The 23,522-nt window shown below is 57.2% G+C and carries 19 protein-coding genes; 13 read left to right on the top strand and 6 right to left on the bottom strand.

Annotated elements, in window-relative coordinates:
• Positions 1–109: 109 nt before the first annotated feature.
• Positions 110–1,219, top strand: coding sequence for an ATP-binding protein (locus tag IEX44_RS20275; protein WP_188698590.1), 1,110 nt, complete (start codon positions 110–112; stop codon positions 1,217–1,219).
• 2 nt (positions 1,220–1,221) lie between these two features.
• Here IEX44_RS20275 and IEX44_RS20270 read toward each other — a convergent pair whose 3' ends face one another.
• Both IEX44_RS20270 and IEX44_RS20265 read right to left on the bottom strand, forming a co-directional pair.
• Positions 1,222–2,154: a DMT family transporter gene (locus tag IEX44_RS20270; protein WP_188698587.1), complete on the bottom strand. Its 933-nt coding sequence runs from the start codon at positions 2,152–2,154 to the stop codon at positions 1,222–1,224.
• A 741-nt stretch (positions 2,155–2,895) separates the two neighbouring features.
• Positions 2,896–4,257, bottom strand: a complete 1,362-nt coding sequence (locus tag IEX44_RS20265) for a carbohydrate porin (protein WP_188698584.1) — start codon at positions 4,255–4,257, stop codon at positions 2,896–2,898.
• Positions 4,258–5,057: 800 nt separating this feature from the next.
• On the opposite strand from IEX44_RS20265, the gene gmk reads away from it, so the two are divergent.
• The 3 genes from gmk to IEX44_RS20250 all read left to right on the top strand — a co-directional run bounded on the left by gmk (position 5,058) and on the right by IEX44_RS20250 (position 8,307).
• Positions 5,058–5,672: a guanylate kinase gene (gmk, locus tag IEX44_RS20260; RefSeq protein ID WP_188698580.1), complete on the top strand. Its 615-nt coding sequence runs from the start codon at positions 5,058–5,060 to the stop codon at positions 5,670–5,672.
• Positions 5,673–5,791: 119 nt separating this feature from the next.
• Entirely contained in the window at positions 5,792–5,998 is a 207-nt protein-coding gene (rpoZ, locus tag IEX44_RS20255; protein WP_188698579.1) for a DNA-directed RNA polymerase subunit omega, read from the top strand.
• Positions 5,999–6,090: 92 nt separating this feature from the next.
• Entirely contained in the window at positions 6,091–8,307 is a 2,217-nt protein-coding gene (locus IEX44_RS20250; protein ID WP_188698576.1) for a RelA/SpoT family protein, read from the top strand.
• Between the two features lie 736 nt (positions 8,308–9,043).
• Here IEX44_RS20250 and IEX44_RS20245 read toward each other — a convergent pair.
• The 4 genes from IEX44_RS20245 to IEX44_RS20230 all read right to left on the bottom strand — a co-directional run bounded on the left by IEX44_RS20245 (position 9,044) and on the right by IEX44_RS20230 (position 13,638).
• Entirely contained in the window at positions 9,044–10,171 is a 1,128-nt protein-coding gene (locus IEX44_RS20245; protein WP_188698574.1) for an ABC transporter ATP-binding protein, read from the bottom strand.
• Between the two features lie 79 nt (positions 10,172–10,250).
• Entirely contained in the window at positions 10,251–11,093 is an 843-nt protein-coding gene (locus tag IEX44_RS20240) for a carbohydrate ABC transporter permease (protein WP_188698571.1), read from the bottom strand.
• A 16-nt stretch (positions 11,094–11,109) separates the two neighbouring features.
• Positions 11,110–12,024, bottom strand: coding sequence for a carbohydrate ABC transporter permease (locus IEX44_RS20235; protein WP_188698569.1), 915 nt, complete (start codon positions 12,022–12,024; stop codon positions 11,110–11,112).
• Positions 12,025–12,384: 360 nt separating this feature from the next.
• Positions 12,385–13,638: an ABC transporter substrate-binding protein gene (locus tag IEX44_RS20230; RefSeq protein WP_188698566.1), complete on the bottom strand. Its 1,254-nt coding sequence runs from the start codon at positions 13,636–13,638 to the stop codon at positions 12,385–12,387.
• A gap of 385 nt (positions 13,639–14,023) precedes the next feature.
• On the opposite strand from IEX44_RS20230, the gene IEX44_RS20225 reads away from it, so the two are divergent.
• The 9 genes from IEX44_RS20225 (at position 14,024) to IEX44_RS20185 (ending at position 23,522) form a co-directional block, all read left to right on the top strand.
• Positions 14,024–15,310: an ABC transporter substrate-binding protein gene (locus IEX44_RS20225; protein ID WP_188698563.1), complete on the top strand. Its 1,287-nt coding sequence runs from the start codon at positions 14,024–14,026 to the stop codon at positions 15,308–15,310.
• On the top strand, positions 15,285–15,998 hold the full coding sequence (locus IEX44_RS20220; protein WP_188698560.1) for a response regulator: 714 nt from the start codon (positions 15,285–15,287) through the stop codon (positions 15,996–15,998). Before IEX44_RS20225 ends, IEX44_RS20220 begins: the two co-directional genes overlap by 26 nt.
• A complete protein-coding gene (locus IEX44_RS20215) occupies positions 15,991–17,496 on the top strand; it encodes an ATP-binding protein (protein WP_188698557.1) in 1,506 nt (501 codons plus the stop codon). The genes IEX44_RS20220 and IEX44_RS20215 overlap by 8 nt, the downstream gene beginning before the upstream one ends.
• 149 nt (positions 17,497–17,645) lie before the next feature.
• The gene (locus IEX44_RS20210) at positions 17,646–18,023 is read left to right on the top strand and encodes a gamma-butyrobetaine hydroxylase family protein (protein WP_188698554.1); all 378 of its coding nucleotides are present in this window, start codon (positions 17,646–17,648) and stop codon (positions 18,021–18,023) included.
• Positions 18,024–18,046: 23 nt separating this feature from the next.
• Positions 18,047–18,784, top strand: a complete 738-nt coding sequence (gene ubiE / locus IEX44_RS20205) for a bifunctional demethylmenaquinone methyltransferase/2-methoxy-6-polyprenyl-1,4-benzoquinol methylase UbiE (RefSeq protein WP_188698550.1) — start codon at positions 18,047–18,049, stop codon at positions 18,782–18,784.
• A gap of 69 nt (positions 18,785–18,853) precedes the next feature.
• Entirely contained in the window at positions 18,854–19,414 is a 561-nt protein-coding gene (locus tag IEX44_RS20200) for a ubiquinone biosynthesis accessory factor UbiJ (RefSeq protein ID WP_188698547.1), read from the top strand.
• Positions 19,415–19,462: 48 nt separating this feature from the next.
• Positions 19,463–20,980 (top strand): ubiquinone biosynthesis regulatory protein kinase UbiB, encoded by a 1,518-nt coding sequence (gene ubiB, locus IEX44_RS20195; protein ID WP_188698544.1) that lies wholly within the window; start codon positions 19,463–19,465, stop codon positions 20,978–20,980.
• Positions 20,977–21,531 carry a 1,6-anhydro-N-acetylmuramyl-L-alanine amidase AmpD gene (gene ampD / locus IEX44_RS20190; protein ID WP_188698541.1) on the top strand — a complete coding sequence of 185 codons (555 nt, stop codon included), beginning with the start codon at positions 20,977–20,979 and terminating at the stop codon, positions 21,529–21,531. Before ubiB ends, ampD begins: the two co-directional genes overlap by 4 nt.
• 92 nt (positions 21,532–21,623) lie before the next feature.
• Complete coding sequence (locus IEX44_RS20185; protein ID WP_188698538.1) at positions 21,624–23,522, top strand: potassium transporter Kup; 1,899 nt, start codon at positions 21,624–21,626, stop codon at positions 23,520–23,522.

Here is a 23,522-nt window from a genome sequence, read left to right as displayed (position 1 = left end):
ATTGTGAATTTGAGAGGCTGTAGGGTTAGCCTTATTGGTGATTATGTCTATTTATGCTCAATATCAGCTTGATGCATAATTATGTATCGATGCATAAGCGAGTAAAGCCATGACAGAGAATCCAGGGTGGCATTTTGGCCGGCAGCCACTGGCGTCAGTGGCGCTGTCTGCGCTGCAATCCGGGATGGCACAAACCGTCACCCTGCTGGCTGCGCGGCAAATGGGTAAAAGTGAGTTCTTGCAGTATGACTTGCTGCCACACGCTGAGCTCAATGGCTGGCGTGTTCGCTATTTTGGCTGCGCCACGGTCTCGCCAAGGGTTCTGACACGACGGCTGGAAGAGGCGCTCTCTGATTTTGCCGCAGGTGAAAAATGGCTGATGCGCCAATTCGCGCGCCTGACCGGCTCTGCGCCGGCGGCCAGTGCGGCGCGCTCTGAGCGGCTGGTGCGGGAGTTATCGCAATTACGGGGAGAGAAAAAACCGTCGCTGTTGATCCTGGATGATGTCGACCGTGTTTTGCAACTGGCAGGGGGTGATGCGTTGCTGCGGGAAATCCTGCGCGCGTTTTCCGGTACGCAAGGGCGAGCGCGCCTGGTGTTATCCAGCACGCTGGCGGGCCAGGGGCAGGGCTTGCCGCCTTTGCTGCAACAACAGACCACCGTGTTTACCTTGCCGGATATTGGCGATGGTTTTGTGCATCATTTGGTGGCGCAATATCAACAACTGACCCGTAGCAAACGCCAGGACGACAGCGTATTTGGCAAGCTTGCCAGCCCCTACCAGGGCATTACCTGGGGTCAGGTGGATGAAGGCATCATGCTGGATGCCTTTAACCGGGTGCAGCGGATTCCCTATTATTTCCGGGCGTTGGTCGAAGACCTTGTGCTGAACCCGGAACGCGCACCGGCGGAGGCCTTGCAGTTGCAACTGGCACGCCTGCAACGTCATCGCGTGGCGGTGCTGTCGTGGGAAGAAATGAGTCGGCTGGATCGGTTGTTGCTGACCGAAGTCGCTAAAGGGACGCGGCAGTTTTATGGTGAGGTGTTACGCGAATACCTGGCCGCCCAAACGGGAGCGGCCAGGGTGACGACCTCACAAGTACAAAGCAGCCTGAAAAAACTGATGCGCAACCGCGTGTTAGGTCAAGAGAGCGATGGCCGCTATCTGATCATTGATCCACACCTGGCCGCTGCACTATCGGTAGCCGATCCGTCCTGAGCTTAGCGCGTGGGCGCGGGCGTTGCGCGGGACAACCCATGAGCCGTGAACAGACCATTTGCAGTAGCAACGCCAGCCAGAATCACGGCTAACCCGGCGATATGCCACCAATGTAGTTGTTCTCCTAGCAGTAGCAACGACATGACCGTGCCGCACGGCGGGATCAGGTGCATGAAACTGCTGGCACGCGCACCACCCAGCCTGGCGACGGCGATGTTGTAGAACTGGTAGGACAGTACGGATGGGAACACCCCCAAAAACAACAATACGCTCCCGCTTTGGGGCGTGATCTGCGGCAGGCCGCGCAATGACCATTCCAGTGCCACTGCAGGCAGCAAGCACAGCGTGCCGGCACCGATGACCGCAAACAGTAGCGCTGTTTTATCAATATGGGCTGGAATTTGCCGCAGCTTGAGCGTGTAGGCTGCCCAACACACCACGGCGGCCAGGATCCACAAATCGCCCGGGTTGAGTGTGAGTTGCAACAGGGAGGCGGGGTGGCCACGGGTGAGGATGAACGCGACCCCGCAGAACGACAAAGCGGTCCCCAGTGTTTGCGCCATGGTCATGCGTAAACCACAGAACAGATGCCCTCCCAACAGGACGCCCATGGGGATGAACGCACTGAGCATTACGGCGTTGGTGGCGCTGGTTTGGGTTACGCCCCGATAGATCAGCGTGTTACACAGTGCGATTCCGGCCAGGCCAAGCACCACAATGGCACGCCAATGCGGTCGCAATTGTGGCAGCACGGTGCGCCAGCGAGGGATCACCAGCGGTGCCAGACAAGCCAGAGCTACGAGCCAGCGGCCGAACGAAATGGTCAAAGGGGAGAGTTGGCCGTGCAGGAAACGCCCGGCGACAAAATTGCCGGCCCAGAAGAGCGCGGCAAGCGTGGCCAGTGCAACCGGCCGGGAATGCGGGGAGGCAGACATGCTTTTTTCCTGTAGGAAAAAATGGATCAATCCGCGGAGATGGCTTGTGGCCGGCGCGGGTGGGTTGGGTCACCATGAGCGTGACCCAATGGCAGATCAAGCAATGGATATGCCTGCTGTCATATAACAATGGCATTGTAGATAAAACAGGTTAAAGGTGTTGACCTTTCCGGCTCGTCGGCCGGGACGAGTGACAGGCGCGCAACACCGTAAGGGCTGGCAGAAAAACAGACAAAAAAAACCCCCGGCCGCCAGGAGACGATCGGGGGGATATAAGTTAGCGTGCTCTTGCTGCTACCTCGCGGCAGACTGCCCCGGCGCAAGCTGCGCTGGCAAGAAAGGCAGTGACCACACACTGCGGCGCCGTTGGACGCCTCAGTCCGTGATTTCAAAGCAGGCTGGCTTTCCAGACTGACGGCAACGGCAAATTGTTGCGTTCAGACAGGACGTGACAACTCCTGTGCATCGTTGCACCAGCTTTCAAATCACTACTGTCGTTATTGGTTTTCGTTTCCGGGGTACAACAGAATGGTCGGCTGTTCTGGTTTAAATAGTGACTTGCAGGCGGGGTGCGACCTGCCCCCTGTTGTATCTACAGCTTCAAGGTGATGCACGAACAACCAAGCCCGAAAGCCGGGTTGTTCGTGTCTCATCCTTTGGCATTGCTGCCAGATCTCCTCCATCCGATTGATTGATTGCCGCGTGGACCGGACCGTTCACACGGCAATCACCATCAGATTCTTACCACCATGCTTCAGCTTGCACGCCGAAGGAGCTACCGTTGGTGCTGCCTTCGTAGACGCTATGAACACCCTTGCTGGAAACAGCATTCATCGGGTTGTTCATGTCGTTGCGGGCTGCATCGTTCCACTTGGCGTAGGTGTAGAACAAGCGCAGTTCCGGACGAGCATAAGCGCCCTTGCCAGCGGCTGCGGTCAGAGCAAACGTGACCTTGGTGATGTTTTCGGTTTCGTTGGTGCTATCCGGCTTGTACGATTCATAGCCAAGTTCGGTTGCGAAACCGAAGATGTCCGTGAAGTGGTACTGCGGACGAATACCAACTGCCCACCATGTATCGTCGCTCGCGCCATCGTACGAGTACTTGTCTTGACGGTATACAGCGTGGCCCATCATGGTCCAGTTGCTGTCCTTCGGTTCCAGAGTGAAGTTATCCAGAACTTGCAGGGTGTTGTCGTCAGTGTTGGCGGACTGGTTGATCGAGCTGAAGTTACCGGTGGCGTTAGCGCCGCGGCCGTATTGCAGACCGATGCGGTTGGAGCCCAGGTCACCCAGCGGATGATCGTACAGAGCCGACAGGTACCAACCATTGCTGGTGTGAGCAGTCGGAGAGGTCGTGGTAACGCTGGTCGTGGTGATCGCACCAGTCAGCGGATCAACAGCTTGCGAGCTGCTGGTCGTGGTGGTGTTGTCAGAGTGCCATGCGCCAGTCAGGCCAGCGTTAAACGTGAACGCGCCAGGACCTGCCTTGATGTTGGAAACCTTGAACAGGTTTTCCAGCCAGGTGCGGCCCAGGTCGTTGGAGTCAGCCGGACGCATCAAAGCGTAGCTGAACATCACGTCGTTACCCAGGTTGATGTTTTCGATACCAGCACCCGAGCCGTCACCGACCAAGTACTTGTAATCCAGCATGTGCAAGTCAGGACGATCGTAGTAACGCAGACCGGCCCACAGCACTGCATCTTTCAGAGCACCGTCGCCCCAGTGAGCAACGCTGATGTAGTTCTGGGCAAATGCCAGCTTGGTATCCCAGTAGTCAGCGGAATACGGAATGTCGGTGTTAACCATGGTGTGTGCAGTCCACACAGCACCGTTGGATTGGTTGAACACAGGGATGTCCAGACCGATTTCGCCGTAGGCATCGCACTCGTTACCCAGACGGAACTTGGCATAGCCAACGCCGAAACATTGCATGTTGCCGCCCTTGCCGGCTTCGCCCCAACCTGCGCGGAAGTAGCCGTTGGACGTTACGCTGCCTACTGCAGCTTGCAGCGGAGTCGGAGCTGCGTCATCAGCAATTGCCATCGCGCCGGTAGCCAGCATGGCAGCTGCAGCGAAGTGGGTAATACGGAACTTGAAGTCCATTTTTGGTACTCTCTCTTTGCTCGAGTGTGTAAACCCGTCTGCACGGGGACTCAAAATAGCCAGGGTCGCTGCCACGACGCTTGCTACATTCGGGAACACAAAGCGGCAGACTACATAATTGCCGCCGTAGTAATTACTTGCCCGATTCACCAGTCGGCCGTGGAAAGTTGAATGGTGAAAAGGGTCCTCCCTTTAAGCCTCAAGGCACTGCCTTGGGGCTTCTTTCATTCCGGACTGTCTATCGGCACCATGTACTCAAACCCGCGTGTTTATTAGGTTTGAATAATGTATTAATGGTGATCCGCAGATCGGCTCAAAAGCGTGCAACTGCTTGTAAGCTTGTTCCGAAACTGTGCGTTGACGATAAGCAGGGGCGTGTTTTGCAGGAATCAGTAGAACACCTGTCGGGTGTTCTTCTTAGGTAGATGTCCTTATGCGATTCGGCCAAAATTGATCAAAAAAACACTGGACACACCTAAAAACATACAGATTTTTAAGGTGTTCCCCGTAGTCGAAGGGTGCTTTGCTACTTTTTTTGGCGTTTTGGCCGCCTGTTAAAAAATGTTGCAAAAAATGGACAGTAGCAACAATTCATGCAAACGATTTCACCTGAAACTTCCCATACGGGTACTTGAAGCAGGTATGTATATTTAGTGTCATGAAAAATGCGCAGTTATGACCTGGCGCGTCAGAATTGCCTGCGAACGGGCGTCACGGCGGGTTTCTGCGCCGATGCTTGTAAACAGCAACTTGTGTTTGTGCTAACCTGCAAGACAAGTTTTCCCACAGGTTTTATATCAATGGCTAAAGGCACCATTTTTGTCGTCACCGCCCCGTCGGGCGCCGGCAAGACCACTCTGGTTGCTGCCCTGCTTGCCGCAGATCAGCAGATCCAGCTTTCCATCTCTTTTACATCGCGCACGCCGCGTGCCGGTGAAGTGAATGGCAAGGATTACCATTTTGTCGACCGCGCTACCTTTGAAGGCATGGTCCAGGCTGGCGAGTTTGTTGAATGGGCCGAGGTCTACGGCAACTATTACGGCACATCCAGAAAATGGCTGGAGTCGGTCATTGATGACGGTCGCGACATCTTGCTGGAAATCGACTGGCAAGGCGCTCAGCAGGTGAAGAGGCTGTTCCCGGAGTCGGTCGGTGTATTTGTACTGCCGCCTTCGATCAATACGCTGGAACAACGTCTGCGCGCACGTGGCAAAGACCCGGAAGACATCATCCAGCGTCGTATGTCCAAAGCCCGCGAAGAAATGGGCCATGTCAGCGAAGCGCAATATGTGATCATCAATGAGCACATTGACGATGCAGTGCGCGACATCATCAGCGTGGTACGGGCCGAGCGTCTGCGTGGTGAACGCCAGGCTGTACGTCATGCTGAACTGGTGAACTCGCTCAAGGCCTGATCTGTTATAATCAATGCAATTCAAGGCCATAACGGGTTCTCGTCATGGCCGTTTTGGTTTTTTGGGGCCAGGCTCAAATCGCTGGAGCCAGCCCTGGTTTGATCGGAGAATCCATTTATATGGCACGCGTAACCGTTGAAGATTGCCTGAACCGCATTGAAAACCGTTTTGACCTGACGCTGGCTGCCGCCTACCGCGCCCGCCAGATCGCCAACGGCTCCACACCGCAAGTGGACGCCCCGGGCCGTGACAAGCCCACCGTCCTTGCACTGCGCGAAATGGCAGCCGGCCTTGTTGGCCGTGAAATGCTCAATCGTCGCTCTTGATCCGCACTGCGTTTCACCCCACCTGACATCTATATTTGAGTGAATATGGAAACGGCCATCAGGAACTGATGGCCGCGGTGGAGTATCCCCTTATGGAAGCGTTGCTTGCTGCTGCTGACGTACCTGACCTGGCTGCCAAGGCGCCAGCGGTCATTGCTGCGGCAAACCGGTTTCTGACCGAAGACACTGCCTATCTCAAGCCCGAAGACCGGGTGTTCCTTGCGGTCGCTTTCAAATTCTCTGAAGCGGCGCATCGCGGACAAAGCCGCCAAAGCGGCGAGCCTTATATCTCCCATCCGCTGGCTGTAGCCAGCATCCTCACCTCCTGGCATCTGGATGCCCAGGCGCTGGCGGCTGCGCTATTGCACGACGTGATGGAGGACAGTGGCATCACCAAGCTGGAACTGACCGAGAAGTTTGGCCGGCATGTGGCTGAGCTGGTTGATGGCATGTCCAAGATCGACAAGCTGGAGTTCCAGAGCAAGGAAGAAGCGCAGGCAGAGAACTTCCGCAAAATGTTGCTGGCGATGGCGCGCGATCTGCGGGTCATTCTGATCAAGCTGGCAGACCGGCTGCATAACATGCGCACCATGGGCGTGATGCGGCCGGACAAGCAAAAACGCATCGCGCGCGAGACGATGGAAATCTATGCGCCGATCGCCAACCGGTTGGGGCTCAATGCCGTGTACCTGGAACTGGACGATCTCTCGTTCAAGTACACCTATCCCACCCGGTATGAGGTGTTGTCCAAGGCGCTCAAGGCGGCGCGCGGCAACCGTCGCGAAGTCGTGGGCAAGATTCTGGATGGGCTCCGGAACAAGCTGATTGAGTGCGATATCGAGGCGACGGTCACGGGGCGTGAGAAAAACCTGCATAGCATCTACCGCAAAATGCAGGAGAAGAGTCTCTCGTTCTCTGAGGTGCTGGATATTTACGGCTTCCGGGTCATCGTCAAAGACGTCCCGACCTGCTACCTGGCCATTGGCGCGCTGCACGCCTTGTACAAACCTATTCCGGGCAAGTTCAAGGATTACATCGCCATCCCCAAGGCCAACGGCTATCAGAGCCTGCATACCACGCTGTTTGGTCCGTATGGCTTGCCGATTGAAATCCAGATCCGCACCCAGGATATGCACCGCATTGCCGATGCCGGCGTGGCCAGCCACTGGATGTACAAGAGCGGCGATGAAAGCTTCTCTGATGTGCAGCAAAAGACCCACCAATGGCTGCAGTCCTTGCTGGAAATCCAGGCGGAATCCGGCGATGCGGTCGAGTTTCTGGAGCACATCAAGGTCGATCTGTTTCCGGATCAGGTGTACGTCTTTACGCCCAAAGGCAAGATCATGAGCCTGCCGCAGGGCGCTACCTGCGTCGACTTTGCCTATGCCGTGCATACGGATATCGGTAACCGCTGTATTGCTGCCAAGGTTAATCACGAACTGGTGCCACTGCGCTCGCGTCTCAAAAGCGGTGATCAGGTTGAGATTGTGACTGCCGCGCATGCCAAGCCCAATCCGTCCTGGCTGACGTTTGTCTCTACCGGCAAGGCACGCTCGCATATTCGCCACTTTCTCAAGACCATGCGTTTTGAAGAGTCAGTTCATCTGGGTGAGCGTTTGCTGGCGCAGGGCTTTGCCACGCTGCACCAGCAGTTCTTGCCAATCACGGAAGACATCTGGGAGCGGTATCTGAAAGAAAGCAGTGCGCGCACGCGTGAAGATGTGCTTTCTGATATCGGTCTCGGGCAACGGCTCGCAGTGGTGGTCGCCAAGCGTTTGTTGCAGATCTCCGGTCAATGGCTTGATGACAGTACGATGGCCGCGGCAGCCGGGCGCAAGACGTCGTCGGTCACCATCCGCGGCACAGAAGGCATGGCCATCCAGTTTGCGCGCTGCTGTAACCCGATTCCGGGTGACCCCATTATTGGCCTGGTGAAGAAAGACCAGGGGCTGGTGGTTCACACGCACGATTGCCCGCAGATTTCCGGTCGTGGTCGCATTGATGCTGACAAGTTCATTGATGTGGAATGGGACCCGGATTCCACCCGGCTGTTTGATGTGCCAATCCGCGTGTTGACCGAGAACACCCGCGGTGCACTGGCGCAGATTTCCGCTGCGATTGCCGAGGCCGAAGCCAATATTGTGTCGGTGGCAACGCAGAATGCGGAGCATGAAGGCGACCGGTTTATGCAGATTGCCTTTGTGCTGCAGGTATCGAACCGGGTGCATCTGGCACGGGTAATGCGGTCTTTGCGACAGCTGCCCAGTGTGTTCAGGATTTTGCGGATGCGGGGTGGGGAGAAGGCCTGAGCGGCCTTTGGATCCGCTTTTTAGATTCTGGGAATCTGCAAAAAACGCTGCCTGTTGAAGGTGGCGTTTTTTTGTTTGTAGGGTGTGAAGCGGGACGTGTGCTCTCCCACTGCTTCGTCATTCCGGCGGAAGCCGGAATCCAGCCGGCCCCCGCAGGTGGCCTTTGCTGCAAGAGCGTCAGGGTGTGTAGGGTGGATTCGGAGCCTTGGCGACAATCCACCATGGCTGTCTTAAACCCTTGAACCCCTGTTAGCACCTGCGGCGCGGTTGTTTACATACCGGGGGTGCCCGGAGCACGACACTTTCTTTGTCTCGCCAAAGAAAGGCGACCCCAGCCCGGCGGCCCTCCGGGCTGCCCTCAGTCAGTCGGGAGCCTAAGGTCTCCCTCCCTCCTTCGGCGCTTGGCTTTAATGGGGGAGAAAGGCAACCCCAACCCCGCAAACCCTCTGTTTTCAAGAATGATTTTTCTTGCCAACCACCTCGTCATCCCCGACCTCGGCGGCCCCCTGGCAGGAATCCAGCAGTGCCGTTGGCAAGGAATTGGAAACTGGCCTTGCCACCACTTCGTCATTCCGGCCTTGAGCCGGAATCCGGTTCTAACCAGAAAGCGCCGCAGGCGCTAAAACGGGTTTGTCTTTCAACACAGTCTCCAAAAAGAAAAACGCCCTGCATGCATCAGCACACAAGGCGTCTTCCTCACTACAGCCTCTGGCAAGGCCACTTACACTTTCAAATCTCAGCTCACGCGCTTGGCAGCGACCATGTTGCCTGGCTTGAGGCGCTTGAATGCCTTGCCATCACGGTCAAACACATGGAATGCGGCAGAGGGGGCAGAGATATTTATCACGTCACCGATCTTCACTTCCCGATCACCGTGGCCGCGCACGGTCAGGTCCTGGCCGGTGGAAAGCGTCAGGTACAGGAAGTTGGATTCGCCCAGGTGTTCGACCAGATTGACCGTGCCGGAGAAGCGTTCGCTGCCGTTGGTGTCTTCCCACAGGTGTTCCGAGCGGACGCCCACGGTTACACGGTCGCCCACGGTGGCGGTGCTGGCTTCGACATCCGCGCGCACGTTCTGGCCGCCAGCCAGGGTGACGATCAAATGATCCGCAGCGGCGCTTTCCACCACGCCTTCCAGCAGGTTCATCTTGGGCGAGCCAATAAACGTGGCGACGAACAGGTTGGCGGGTTGCTGGTACAACTCCAGCGGTGAACCCGCTTGCTGGATCAGGCCATCATGCATGACCACAATCTTGTCACCCAGGGTCATGGCTTCGACCTGGTCGTGTGTCACGTAAACAATGGTGGCCGCCAGTTCGCGGTGCAGCTTGGCGATTTCCAGGCGGGTTTGCACGCGCAGGGCGGCGTCCAGGTTCGAGAGGGGCTCGTCAAACAAGAACAGTTTCGGTTCACGCACGATGGCGCGGCCGATGGCGACGCGCTGACGTTGACCGCCAGAGAGTTCGCGCGGCAGGCGTTCCAGCAGGTGGTCAATTTTCAGAATCTTGGCGGCGTTGCGGATGCGGGTGTCGGCTTCATCTTTGGATTTGCCGGCCACTTTCAGACCAAACGCCATGTTCTTGTACACGCTCATGTGCGGATAGAGCGCGTAGCTCTGGAACACCATGGCGATACCGCGCAGGGCCGGGGGCAGGTCGTTCACGCGGGCGTGGTCGATTTCCAGGTCGCCACCGGTGATTTCTTCCAGGCCGCACACCATGCGCAACAACGTGGACTTGCCGCAGCCGGACGGGCCGACCAGCACCACAAATTCGCCGTCATTGATTTCCAGGTTGATCCCGGACAGCACATTGGTTTTGCCGTCGTAGGATTTGGTCAGGTTTTTCAGTGATACGTGAGACATCTTGTTTGCTCCCTTGATCAGCAACGGCACGGGTTTGTCGCGCTGCCGCTGCTGTCATTCATTCTGTTTTGTTGGCTTTTTACTTCACAGCGCCGGCGGTGATACCGCGGATCAACTGGCGAGAGAAGAACACATACATCACCAGCACCGGCAATACAGCCAGGGTCAGCGAGGCCAGCACGGCGTTCCAGTTGGTCACGTACTGACCAATAAACTGCTGCACGCCCAGCGTAACGGTCTGGGTAGAGTCACCTGGCGCCAGAATCAGCGGGAACCACAGGTCGTTCCAGATCGGCACCATGGTGAACACGGCAACGGTGGCGACGGCTGGGCGAATCAACGGCAGGATCACCTGGAAGAAGATCTTGAACTCGCCCACGCCATCGCAGCGGGCGGCTTCTTTCAGTTCTTTGGGGATCTGCTGCATGAACTCGGACAAGATCATGATCGCCAGCGGCAAGCCTTGGGCTACGTACACCAGGATCAGCGCGGTCAGCGTGTTCACGAGACTCAGGCTCACCATCAGCTTCAGGATGGAAACCGTGCCGAGGCGGATCGGCACCATGATGCCGAAGGCAAAGAACAACGTCAGAATCCGGCTGCCTTTGAATTTGTACTCAGACAGCGCCCAGGCGGCCATGGCACCAAACAGTAAAATCAGCACCAGCGAGGTAATCGTCACTGTCAGGCTGTTACCGAAATACAGCGTGAAGTGGGACTCTTTCAGTACTTTCTGGAAACCGATCAGGGAAAACGTTTCACTGGTCGGCAGGGCCAGCGGGTTATCAAAGATGGCCCCACGGCTCTTGAACGAGTTGATGATGATCAGCGCGATCGGGAACAGTGCCAGGATCGTATAACCCGCCAGGATGACTTGCGTCAGACCGGCGCCGAGGAAACGGGAAGCTTTATGTTGCGACATCTTCTGGTGCCTCCCTTTAGAAACTGAAGCGTTGCAGCTTGCGCTGGATAAAGTAGAAATACACGCCCACACCAAACAGGATCACGAGGAACATCAGTGTGGCCACGGCGGCGCCCATGGTCGGGCTGCCGATCTGGCTTTGATAGCCAAAGAAGGCGCGGTAGAAGTAGGTGCCCAGAATGTCTGTGCTGAAATTGGGGCCAGCCAGCGCGCCCTTGACCGAGTAAATCAAATCAAACGCGTTGAAGTTGCCGACAAAAGTCAGAATGGTGGTCAGGCCCAGCGTTGGCAGAATCAGCGGCACGCGGATGGTCCAGAAAATGCGCCAGGCTGATGCGCCTTCCACATAGGCGGCTTCGATGATTTCATCCGGGATCGCGATCAGTGCGGCATAGATCAGCATCATCGGGATGCCAACAAACTGCCAGACTGACATGGCCGAAAGCGTATACAGCGCGGTCTCTTCCTGACCCAGGAAAGGCTGGAACAAACTGTCCAGATGAACCAGACCCAGCAGCTTTTCTGATACGCCCCACAGCGGGGAAAGAATCAATTGCCAGATAAAACCGATGATCACCACTGAGAGCAGAGTCGGCAGGAAAATGGCAGTCTGATAGCCCTTGGCAAACTTCACGCCACGCATGGACAAGAGGGCAGCCAGCAACAGACCCAGCGGGTTCTGGATGCACATATGCACCAGGAAGAACTTGCAGTTGTTCTTCATGGCATTCCAGAAGCCTTCTGACCACAGCGGATCGAACAGCAGGGAATGGTAGTTGGCAAGACCGGCCCAGGTTTGGGAGCCATTGTCATTGGTAGTGAAGAACCCCAGTCGCAGGGTATCGATCAGCGGCCAGGCGCTGAAAACCAGGTAAATCAGAAATGCCGGGGCCAGAAAGACCACGATATGCCAGGGAAACTTCCGTTTCATGGCCTTGCTCCCTATGAATCACCGACAAAACACGATTACCTTGGTTGCCCGGGCTTGCCGTACCACTGGTACTGTCTGCGCCCTGGCGGGTGCCGCGGCACTCGTGTTTTGTCGGTGATTCTTTATTTGTTTATCTAATGCGCGCCAGAACGCCGTAATGGCCTCGGGCGAAACAACCAAAAAAAACGCCGGCGGCGAACCGCCGGCCTAACTCACAGTCGAGGGTATGGAGAGGAAGAACAACTGACTACTACACCAGGCCGCCGACAAACCCGATACGTCTCCGTCGCATCGGGTCGGGCGAGATTCATGGGAACCCCGCCACTCGACCGCCTGAATACTGCAAATGGCTGACTCAGATTACTGAGCCGGCTTGTACCACTTGGCCAGACCGGACTGCAGACGCGCAGCGCCATCCTTCGGCGACAGCTTGCCGTTGAGGACTTGCGAGTTCACGTTCCACAGTTCGTTTTCCAGGTTCGGCGTGCCACGGTTCAGGATCTGCGCGTTCACACGGATGGTGGAACCGCAGGTCTTGCGCCAGTCGAGGAATTCCTTGGCAACCGGATCTTTCACAGCGATCAGATGGTTGGACAGGCTGAAGAAGCCAGTGACCTTGTTGGTGTACAGGTCAGCAAACTCTTGCGAACCGAGCCATTCCACGAACTTGTAGGCGTCGTCCTTGTTCTTGGACTTGCTGTTCACGCCCATGCCCAGATCGGTATGGTCAGAGATGTAGCACTTGTCGCCAGCCTTCGGTACGGGAGGCGGGAAAGCGCCCAGCTCGAACCCGGCGGCGTTCTGGTTGTAGTAACCAATGTCCCACGAACCAGCAGCAACCACGGCAGCCTTGCCGGAGGCAAACAGGTTTTGGGTATCCGGGTAGGTTTGAGCGCTGTAACCCTTGGCCAGGTACGGTGCGTACTTGGCTTCGATTTCCAGCGGTTGCTCGAATGCCGGATCGGTGAACTTGGCCTTGCCGGCGATCAGCGCCTTGCGACCTTCTTCACCCTTCCAGTACGGCGCACCAATGCTGGTGTAAACGATCTGGCTGGCTTCCCACTGATCGTTGGTACCCAGTGCCATCGGGGTGTACTTGCCGGAAGCCTTCACCTTGTCGAGCATCTTGAAGAAGTCGTCGGTGGTCTTCGGCTCGGTCAGGCCCAGTTCCTTGAAAATCTTCTTGTTGTACAAGAAACCATGGATCACAGAAGCGATCGGTTCGCAGAAGGTGTCCTTGCCATCGTCGGTTTCCCAGGCCACTTTGGCCGATGCCGGGAAGTTTTCCAGACCCTTCTTGCCGTTCAGTTTTTCCAGGTAACCTTTCTTGTACAGATCCAGCGACTTGTCGAACGGACGGCAGGTGATCAGATCACCGGCGGTGCCGCCAGTCAGGCGTGCATTCAGGCTGGAGTCGTATTCGGTCGGGGCGGTCGGGGCAAACTTGATCTGGATGTTCGGATAGTGCTTCTGGAAAGCCGGGATCAGCACTTCTTCCCACAGGCCTTTGTCGTCGGTACGCCAGCTTTCGATGGTCAGGGTGCCGGCTTGGGCAGCGCCTGCAGCCAACAGCGCAGCCACCAGGGCGCCACGCATGATGTTCTTGCTTTGCATCGGTCGATCTCCTCAGGTTTACCCCTGTTTAAAAGTTTTGCTGGGGGCATGGCCAGGAAATTAGCACTCACCTTTGCGTGACACAAAAACTGCTTGTGTTTATTGGTAATAAACAAATAACATATTGATTATTATGTGAAAAATAACAAATCAGTCAGGTTGGCATGTTACCTTTCATTACATTCCAATGACCCCTTGAACGGGCAATGACTGCAACAATCAAGGATTCCTGGCGGGATGCACCCGCAGGGCGCAGATAGAGACCGCAAGTAATCGCAATCTTTCTTTACAAAACAGGTTGCTACGTTACGTTATTCTGCGGCGAAAAAAACACGGGGCGAGCTTGATGGATACAAGCAAGATCCTTGGGAGAGGGGGGAGACGCATGCGTATGCGGCACGGGATATCAACCCTGCTGCTGGGCGCATTATGTCTGGGGGCCCCAGCCCGGGCGCAAGAAACGGTCGATGTATTGCACTGGTGGACCTCCGCCAGTGAACGTCATGCCGCCGATTATCTGGCTGATCGCCTGCAGGATGAAGGCGTGGCCTGGCAAGATGCCGCCATTCCTGGCGGTGCTGGCGTGGGCGCCATGAAGGTGCTCAAAAGCCGTGTCTTGTCAGGCAAAGCGCCAGATGCCGCGCAACTGATCGGTCCGGCCATTTCAGAATGGGCAGATCTGGGCCTGTTGCTGGAACTCGATAACGTGGCCCGCCGCGGTAACTGGAGCGACAAACTGTTCCCGACCGTGGCTAGCGTCATTCGTATGCGTGGGCATGTGGTGGCCGCGCCGCTGGGCATTCATCGAATCAACACGCTGTTCTATAACCAGGCCATCTTCACAAAGTTGGGCCTGGCTGCGCCACGGACATGGCCCGAGTTTGAGCACACCGCTGATGCGCTCTCCCGCGCAGGCTACACGCCGCTGGCGCAAAGTACCGAATCCTGGCAGATCGCCACCCTCTTTGAGACGCTGCTGCTCTCTGAAACCGGGCCGGCCATGTATCGCGACCTGTTGGTTCGCCGCAACGCCAACGCCTGGTTCGATGTGCGCGTCACGCGCGCGCTGGAGCGCTTGCGCCGGCTCAAACACTGGATGCCACAAAATCTGTCGGAGCGCCCATGGCAAGACGAAGCCGCGGACCTGGCCCGCGGCAAGGCGGCCATGTGGATCATGGGCGATTGGGGCAAAGGCGAGTTACAAGCCATGGGCCTGACGCCGGGGGACCAGTTTGGCTGCACCGCTGTGCCGGGGACGGCGGACGCGCACTTATATAGTATTGATACGCTGGTCATGTTCACCGGGGATTACGCCAACCAGAGCGCACAGGAAAAACTGGCTCAGGTGGTGGCATCCCCGGCCGTGCAGGCGGGTTATAACAAGATCAAGGGCTCTGTACCGGTGCGCCGCGATGTTGACCCTTCTACCCTGGACCCCTGTGCGCGGCAGTCCTGGGTGGCATTTGGGCGTGGTCAGGCGGTGCAGGCACCGAGCCTTGTACACCGCATGGCGACCGATGAAGCGCTCAAAGACGCCATCGTCAGCCTGATCCGTCGTTATTTTCTGGATGACCGCATTCCAACATCGGAACTGCAACGGCGCCTTGCCGCAGTAATCCGGGCTTTGTCGCTGGAAGGAAACAGTTATGACTCGCAAGATACTGGTCGTTGATGACGACCAGAAAACCCGGGCGTTGTTGAAAGCGTACCTGGAAAAAAATCAGTATGAAGTGCGGCTGGCACACGACGGTGCCAGCTTCATGGCCGAGTTCGACCGCTACAAAGATGAACTGTCGCTGGTGATTCTGGACGTCATGCTGCCGGATACCGATGGCTTTGCGCTGTGCGGGCATATCCGCAAGCGATCCAGTGTGCCAGTCATCATGCTCACCGCCAGTGCTGACGACACAGACCGCATTGTTGGGCTGGAACTGGGCGCAGACGACTACCTGGGCAAGCCGTACAACCCGCGTGAGTTGCTGGCGCGGATCAAGGCCATTCACCGCCGGGCCGGGGTTGAGAACGGCGCACCTGCACGGTATTTCCGCTTTAATGGCTTCACACTCGATACCGTCGAGCGCACCTTGTCAGACCCGACGGGCGAGACGGTCAAGCTGACCGGGCTGGACTTCCAGTTGCTGAAGTATCTGGTCGAACATCCGGGTGAGATTCTGGATCGCAGTGTACTGGCCGAAGAAACCCGTGGCCGGGATCTGGGCCCGCTGGACCGCTCGCTGGACGTACAAATCAGCCGTTTGCGCCAGCGTTTGCTGGATGATGGCAAGCAACCGGCGCTGATCAAGACCGTGCGTGGCGCGGGGTACGTGTTCTCTGCCGAAGTGGCCGTCAGCCATGGCTGAGAACGGCCGTCGCAGACCCTGGTATCTGCGTGTCATTCCGTCTTCACTGCTGGGGCGGCTCACAGTGGTGATGGTGCTGGGTGTGCTGGTTACCCAGGTCGTCGGCAACCTGATCTGGGCGAGTGAAGTACGCCAGAAGGTGTCTACCGAAGCGCTGGATGCGGGTGAACACATCGGAGGCAGTGCCGCTGCTGCGCTACGTTTTTTCCGCAGCCTGCCTCCCAATTACCGGCCGATTCTCATCGACCAGTTGCGGGAAATGGGGGGCACGCGCTTTTTTGTCAGCGTGAACCACAACGAAGTCCCGATCCAGCGTATCAAAGGCTCGCCCCTGGCTGATGCCGTATGTGCCCGCATTGTGGCGGTACTGCATCGTGAATACGCCAAGTTGCTGGATTTCCAGGTCGGTTTTGCATGGCCTGATGGTTTGCCGGTCGCTGATGACGGTGTCACCCTGGATGATCTGCCCGATGGTTGGGTCCAGAACACCCTGGTCGTGAAACCGCGCCCTGCGCCGATCCTGGTGATTCAGGCTGAAATCGAACCGGGCAACTGGTTGTATCTGGCCACGCTGATGCCAGACCCGTATTTTATGGAAAGCGACGAACCGCTGGCGCATGACCGGATTGTTTTGCTGCTGATTACCGTCGGCGTCGTGTTGCTCTTGTCCCTGTTGGTGGTGCGCTGGATGACCAAGCCCTTTGCCGCGCTGTCCAAAGCGGCCGATGCGTTTGGTCAGGGTATGCCATCCGTGCCGCTGCCTGAGTCCGGCAGCCGGGAGTACATCAAGACTGCCCGTGCGTTTAACGCCATGCGTGAACGCACCCAGCGTTTCCTGGAAGACCGCGAGCGTTTGTTTACCTCGATTTCACATGATCTGCGCACGCCGATCACCCGTCTGAAACTGCGCACGGAAATGCTGGATGATGACCAGACCCGGGCGGAGTTTCACGAAGATCTGGATGATCTGGACGTCATGGTGAAAGGCGCGCTGCAAAGCGTGAAAGACACCGATATCCACGAAAACCCGGTACAGATACGCCTGGATAAACTGATTGAACGTCTGGTAGATGGCGCACAAATGGCGGGTAAAGACGCCACCTTTGCCGGCGGCCCGGTGACCGTGTTTGCGCGTCCTCTGGCGTTGAAACGTGCGGTGGGTAACTTGCTGGATAACGCCCTGTTTTATGGCAACCGCGCCGAAGTGTTAGTGACGCAAACCGAAGAACAAGTTGAACTGACGATTCGTGACTACGGACCTGGTGTGCCGGAAGAAGCGTTGCCATCGCTGTTTCAGCCCTATGTACGGCTGGAACATGGACGTGCCTCCAATAGCAACGGCATGGGATTGGGGTTGGGAATTACGCGAAATATTGTTCATGCGCATGGGGGGGATTTGTTGCTCGCCAATCACCCGCGGGGTGGTCTTGTTGCCACGATTTTGCTACCGCGCGGCAAGCACAAAGCGATGGTATCGGTGGATGGGGCTGTGTACTGAGCTGGCCTGTTCCAGGCTGCTCGTATGTCTTGTTCCATCCTCTCTTCTTCATCAATGCCGGGCCTGCATCGCGTCCCATGCGGCAACGCGGTATCATTGCGCCTTTGAAACGGTTGCACTGCCACACAGGCAGGAAAAGGAACAATGGCATGGCCGGACTGACTTCCTCCAGCGCTATCCCGGTGGAAATCCGCTTGCACCGCGCCTCGCGCGAACTGGAAGTGGCATTTGATGATGGCCAGCGCTTTGTTCTGCCGTGTGAATACCTGCGGGTATTCAGCCCTTCGGCGGAAGTTCAGGGCCATGGTGCCGGACAGGGCGTATTGCAGGTCGGCAAGCGCAATGTCGCCATCACCGCCATCGACCCCGTGGGCAACTATGCGGTCAAACTGGTATTTGACGATGGCCACGACTCCGGTCTGTATTCCTGGGCGTATCTGTACGAGTTGGGCGCAGAGCACGCCACCCGCTGGCAGACCTATCTGAACGACCTGGCCGCCGCTGGTGCCAGCCGCGACCCGCAATGAATTGACAAGACTGTGAGCACGCTATGAGCGATAACACCACGCACTTTGGTTACAAGACGGTCGACGAAACAGAAAAAGCCCAAAAAGTGGCCGAGGTTTTTCATTCTGTCGCCCAGAAATATGACGTGATGAACGACCTGATGTCGGCCGGGCTGCATCGCGCCTGGAAGTTCTTCACCATTGAAACCAGCGGCGCGAAGGCCGGTGACAAGGTGCTGGATATTGCCGGCGGTACGGGTGATCTTTCCAAAGCGTTTTGTAAAAAGGTCGGCAAGACGGGCCAGGTCTGGCTCACCGATATCAATAGTTCCATGCTTGGCGTGGGTCGTGACCGCTTGCTGGATGCGGGCATTGCCACGCCAGTGGCGCTGTGTGATGCCGAGAAACTGCCGTTCCCGGACAACTACTTCAACATCGTCTCTGTGGCGTTTGGTCTGAGAAACATGACCCACAAAGACGCAGCGCTCAAAGAGATGTACCGCGTTTTGAAGCCGGGCGGTCGCTTGCTGGTGCTGGAGTTCTCCAAAGTCTGGAGTCCGCTCAAGCCGGCGTACGACATCTATTCGTTCAAGCTCCTTCCCGTTATGGGCAAGCTGGTCGCCAATGATGCGGATTCTTACCAGTATCTGGCCGAATCCATCCGCATGCATCCAGACCAGGAAACGCTCAAGGGCATGATGCTCGATGCCGGTTTCGGCAAAGTGGACTATCACAATATGTCCGCTGGCGTGGTCGCCTTGCACAAGGGTTTCAAGCTCTGATTTGATTCTGGTCGCCCGCTGCCGTTGGTAGTGGGCGTTGTCATGTCCTGATTGATGAGGTCTGTGTTGATGCTTGCCACAATCCTGAACCGCATGCTGGCTCATGACGATGCCGCCCGCGCAGCGCTGGCGCCGTATCAGGGCCGGGTCATCCGCCTGGTACTGCCGGTCCTGTCCGGCACGTTGTCCATCCAGCCAGACGGCACGTTCGCTACCGCTGGCGGTTTGGCTGAAGCCAGCATCTTGCTGTCGCCCGCGTTCTTCACCACCTGGTTGTTTGATCGCGAAGCGGCCAGTAAAAAGGTTGGCCTCAACGGTGATGCAGAATTGGCAGCCGCCGTGGGCCAGGCCCTGGCCAGGCTGCGCTGGGACATGGCAGAAGAATTGTCACAACTGGTGGGCGATGTTGCCGCCAACCGTATTACCTGGATTGCCGGAAAAATCGGCGGGATTCCTGGGGCCATTGGCTCGCGTTTGTTGATTGAACTCACCGAATACTGGCGCGATGAAGCACCGCTGGTGGTCACTAAACGTCACGTCGACACGTTTTGCAGTGGTGTAGACGCCCTGCGTGATGATCTGGCCCGCCTTGAAGCGCGACTGGAGCGGCTGACCGTCAAATCGTTCTAGCTTTTGGCCGGCAGGCGCCGGTGGCTGGAACCGGATAACTGGATACTCATGCGGATATTCCGCCTACTCAAAATCGCCCGTGTTGTCGTCCAGTACGGGCTGGATGAATTCCTGCTCGGTCACGAGCGTGTGCATGGCCTTTCCCGGCTGGTGAACACCCTGTTTTTCTGGCGCAAGCTGGAGCAACCGCGCGCCGTACGCTTGCGCCTTGCCCTGGAAGCGTTAGGCCCGATTTTCGTCAAGTTTGGCCAGGTGTTGTCGACCCGCCGTGACCTCTTGCCGGAAGACATCGCCGACGAACTGGCATTCCTGCAAGACCGCGTGCCGCCGTTTCCGGGGGACGTCGCAGTTGCGGTGATCGAAAGCAGCCTGAAGCAGCCGGTTTCGCAACTTTATGCCTCGTTTGACCGCAATCCGGTGGCCTCTGCCTCGATCGCCCAGGTCCACCGCGCCACCTTGCCAGATGGTCGTAAAGTGGCGGTCAAAGTGCTGCGCCCAGGCATTTTGCCGATTATCGAGAGTGATCTGGGGCTGCTGCGCGTTATGGCCGGCCTTGTGGAGCGACTGTTTGCTGACGGCAAACGCCTGCGCCCCAAAGAAGTCGTCGCGGAGTTTGACAAATATCTGCATGACGAACTGGATTTGATGATCGAGGCGGGCAACGCGTCGCAATTGCGCCGCAATTTCCTTGGCTCCGACATGCTGATCGTGCCGGAAGTGTTCTACGACTGGTGCGCGCGCCAGGTGCTGACGCTGGAATGGATGGACGGTATTCCGGTCGGGCGGGTCGATGAACTGCGCGCCAGTGGCATTGATTTGAAAAAACTCTCGGTTTATGGCGTGGAGATTTTCTTCACCCAGGTTTTCCGGGATGGGTTTTTCCACGCAGATATGCATCCTGGCAATATCTTTGTTGCCGCCGACAACCGCTATATCGCGCTGGATTTCGGCATTGTCGGCACGCTGTCTGAAGTCGACAAGCAGTATCTGGCGATCAACTTCCTGGCGTTTTTCAACCGCGATTACCACCGTGTCGCTGCTGCGCATATTGAATCGGGATGGGTGCCTAAAGAAACACGCGTCGAAGAACTGGAAGCGGCCGTACGCACCGTGTGCGAACCGATCTTCGACAAACCGATCTCGCAAATCTCGTTTGGTCAGGTGCTACTGCGGTTGTTTGAAACGTCGCGCCGTTTCAATGTGGAAATCCAGCCTCAACTTGTGCTGTTACAAAAGACGCTGCTCAATATTGAAGGGTTGGGTCGCCAGCTTGATCCGGATCTGGATCTCTGGAAAACCGCCAAGCCCTTCCTTGAGCGCTGGATGAACGAGCAGATTGGCTGGCGCGGTTTGTGGCGCAATATCAAACATGAGGCGCCACTGTGGGCGGCGATGTTGCCAACCCTGCCACGCAAACTTAACGATCTGGCTAACCAGAACACCACGGAACTGCTGGTTACTGGTTACCAGGGCTTGATGTGGGAACAAAAAAAGCGCAATTGGCTGCTGGGTGTGATCGCCGTGCTGTTGGCCGCATTGGTGGCCAGTGTGTGGTGGCACAGATGAACCCGGTGTTCGACGTGGCGGGCTGGTATGCGCCGGCCCGAAAGGTGCCCAGCCCCAACGGCGATGCGCGTCCTGCGAACACCACTGTTGATTTGCTGGTGATCCATAACATCAGTCTGCCGCCCGGCGAGTTTGGGGGCGATCTGGTGGAGCGCCTTTTCACGAATACCATTCCCGCAGACCACCCGCTGTTTGCTGATCTGGGCGGGCTGCGCGTGTCAGCCCATTTTCTGATCCGGCGCGATGGCGAGGTTGTCCAGTTTGTACCGGTGCAGCAGCGTGCTGCGCATGCTGGCGTGTCTGACTGGCAAGGACGAGCGCGTTGCAATGATTTTTCGGTCGGTATTGAACTGGAAGGCACCGATCACATTCCCTTCACCGAGGCGCAATACGATGCGCTGATCCCGCTGGCGCAGGCATTGGCGCAAACTTGCCCGCTGCGTGCCATAGTGGGACATAACGACATTGCCCCGCTGCGCAAGACTGATCCCGGGCCGTGCTTTGACTGGCGCAGGGTCTATGTTGCGTTGCCGCACCTTGTAACCGGATAGTTCGGGGCTACAGCTGTAAGGCGGGGCTATAATCGCGGCGCTTCTGCTTTATAAATAATTTACCCGATTAAATATCAAGAGACTCCTGCAGCATGGGCGCAAATCATGGCCAGGCTCCTTCCGCATCCCGACTTGCCGGGCTGACCGTTGGAGCGATTGGCGTGGTGTACGGGGATATCGGTACCAGCCCGTTGTACACCCTTAAAACCTGTCTGACCGCGCACGGCAATCTGCCGATCAACGCGGAAAATATCCTGGGCGTTCTTTCGCTGATCTTCTGGGCGATCATGATCGTGGTATCGGCCAAATATGTGGTCGTGATCATGCGTGCTGACAACCGCGGCGAAGGCGGCATTCTGGCGCTGATGGCGCTGGCCCTGCGCGATCTGGACCCCCGCTCCCGCAAGGGCCTGCTGTTGATGGGCCTGGGGATCTTCGGGGCTTCGCTCTTTTATGGTGACGGCATTATCACGCCGGCCATTTCCGTGCTGTCCGCCTTTGAAGGGATCAGCGTCATCTCGCACACGCTTGATCCATATATCGTGCCGTTGACCATCATCGTGCTGGTCGCCTTGTTTGCCATTCAGCGGCACGGCACCAGCAAGGTGGGCAAGCTGTTCGGGCCGATCATGGTGTTCTGGTTCCTGACTCTGGCGGTGATGGGCCTGCGCAGCATTCTTCATGCCCCGGAAGTCTTTGCCGCCATCAACCCGCTCAATGGTGCGCGCTTCATTGCAGATTACCCGCTGCGTGGCTTTGTGATCATGGGCGCGGTGGTGTTGTCTGTCACCGGTGGCGAAGCCCTTTACGCCGATATGGGCCACTTTGGTCAGAAGTCGATCAAGATCGCGTGGTTTAGCCTCGTGCTGCCATCGCTGATCCTGTGTTATTTCGGCCAGGGCGCGTTGCTGCTGCACAACCCGGCCGCCATCAAAAACCCGTTCTTCCTGCTGGCGCCGCAATGGGCGTTGGCGCCGCTGGTGATTCTGGCCGCCGCCGCCACAGTAATTGCCTCGCAAGCGGTGATCTCTGGCGCGTTCTCCATGACCAACCAGGCGGTGCAACTGGGCTATTGCCCGCGTGTGGATATCGACCATACTTCCGACCAGGAAATTGGCCAGATCTACGTGCCACAGATCAACTGGTTCCTGATGGTCGCGGTGATCTTGCTGGTGCTGGCGTTCCGTACCTCTGACAACCTGGCTTCCGCGTATGGTTTGTCGGTGTGCGGCACCATGGTGATGACCACGTTGCTGGCCTTCAATGTGTTGGGCAAAACGCTGGATGCCGGGCGCAAGATGTTGTTCCGCATCGTGCTGATCGGTTTTCTGGTGGTCGATCTGATCTTCCTGAGTTCCAACATGCTCAAACTGCCCGATGGCGGTTGGGTACCACTGGTGATGGGCCTGTTCATCTTTACCCTGATGACCACGTGGAAGCGCGGCCGCACGCTGCTGGGGGATCGCCTGCGCGAGGGCGAACTGCCGCTGCAAGGGTTCGTCGAAAGCCTGGAAGCCGCGCCACCACAGCGCGTGGAGGGGACGGCCATCTTCATGACTACCAGCGCCGATTCAGTGCCCCATGCGTTGTTGCATAACCTCAAGCACAACAAGGTACTGCATGAGAAGGTCGTATTCCTGACCATTCGGACCGCAGATATTCCGTTTGTAGCCAAACGCGAGAAAGTTGTTGTGCCCAAGCTGGGTGAGAGCTTCTATCAGGTGATCGCCACCTATGGTTTCAAGGAGGAGCCCTCAGTCCCGGCCATATTGCGGCAGGTGACAGAACTGCAACCGGAACTGGAGTTCGATCCGATGCAGACTTCGTTCTTCCTGTCGCGTGAGACCATCGTTGAGGGTAAATATCCGGCCATGGCATGGTGGCGTCGCAAGGTGTTCTCCTTGATGACCCGCAACGCGACGCGGGCGACCAGCTACTTCAAGATTCCGCCCAACCGCGTGGTGGAAATGGGGATGCAGGTCGAATTGTGA

Source organism: Silvimonas amylolytica (genome assembly GCF_014645555.1).
GTDB lineage: Bacteria > Pseudomonadota > Gammaproteobacteria > Burkholderiales > Chitinibacteraceae > Silvimonas > Silvimonas amylolytica.
Note: the sequence above shows the minus strand (reverse complement) of the source record. Positions and strands in the feature narration are given on the sequence as shown.

Bases quoted from the DNA above. Each gene is read 5' to 3' on its own strand.
- gmk (WP_188698580.1), top strand. From the start codon at position 5,058: ATGGCTAAAGGCACCATTTTTGTCGTCACCGCCCCGTCGGGCGCCGGC.
- ampD (WP_188698541.1), top strand. From the start codon at position 20,977: ATGAACCCGGTGTTCGACGTGGCGGGCTGGTATGCGCCGGCCCGAAAG.
- ubiE (WP_188698550.1), top strand. From the start codon at position 18,047: ATGAGCGATAACACCACGCACTTTGGTTACAAGACGGTCGACGAAACA.
- IEX44_RS20270 (WP_188698587.1), bottom strand. From the start codon at position 2,154: ATGTCTGCCTCCCCGCATTCCCGGCCGGTTGCACTGGCCACGCTTGCC.
- IEX44_RS20235 (WP_188698569.1), bottom strand. From the start codon at position 12,024: ATGAAACGGAAGTTTCCCTGGCATATCGTGGTCTTTCTGGCCCCGGCA.
- IEX44_RS20210 (WP_188698554.1), top strand. From the start codon at position 17,646: ATGGCCGGACTGACTTCCTCCAGCGCTATCCCGGTGGAAATCCGCTTG.
- ubiB (WP_188698544.1), top strand. From the start codon at position 19,463: ATGCGGATATTCCGCCTACTCAAAATCGCCCGTGTTGTCGTCCAGTAC.
- IEX44_RS20225 (WP_188698563.1), top strand. From the start codon at position 14,024: ATGCGTATGCGGCACGGGATATCAACCCTGCTGCTGGGCGCATTATGT.
- IEX44_RS20245 (WP_188698574.1), bottom strand. From the start codon at position 10,171: ATGTCTCACGTATCACTGAAAAACCTGACCAAATCCTACGACGGCAAA.
- IEX44_RS20250 (WP_188698576.1), top strand. From the start codon at position 6,091: ATGGAAGCGTTGCTTGCTGCTGCTGACGTACCTGACCTGGCTGCCAAG.
- IEX44_RS20220 (WP_188698560.1), top strand. From the start codon at position 15,285: ATGACTCGCAAGATACTGGTCGTTGATGACGACCAGAAAACCCGGGCG.
- IEX44_RS20215 (WP_188698557.1), top strand. From the start codon at position 15,991: ATGGCTGAGAACGGCCGTCGCAGACCCTGGTATCTGCGTGTCATTCCG.
- IEX44_RS20200 (WP_188698547.1), top strand. From the start codon at position 18,854: ATGCTTGCCACAATCCTGAACCGCATGCTGGCTCATGACGATGCCGCC.
- IEX44_RS20230 (WP_188698566.1), bottom strand. From the start codon at position 13,638: ATGCAAAGCAAGAACATCATGCGTGGCGCCCTGGTGGCTGCGCTGTTG.
- IEX44_RS20275 (WP_188698590.1), top strand. From the start codon at position 110: ATGACAGAGAATCCAGGGTGGCATTTTGGCCGGCAGCCACTGGCGTCA.
- IEX44_RS20240 (WP_188698571.1), bottom strand. From the start codon at position 11,093: ATGTCGCAACATAAAGCTTCCCGTTTCCTCGGCGCCGGTCTGACGCAA.
- IEX44_RS20185 (WP_188698538.1), top strand. From the start codon at position 21,624: ATGGGCGCAAATCATGGCCAGGCTCCTTCCGCATCCCGACTTGCCGGG.
- rpoZ (WP_188698579.1), top strand. From the start codon at position 5,792: ATGGCACGCGTAACCGTTGAAGATTGCCTGAACCGCATTGAAAACCGT.
- IEX44_RS20265 (WP_188698584.1), bottom strand. From the start codon at position 4,257: ATGGACTTCAAGTTCCGTATTACCCACTTCGCTGCAGCTGCCATGCTG.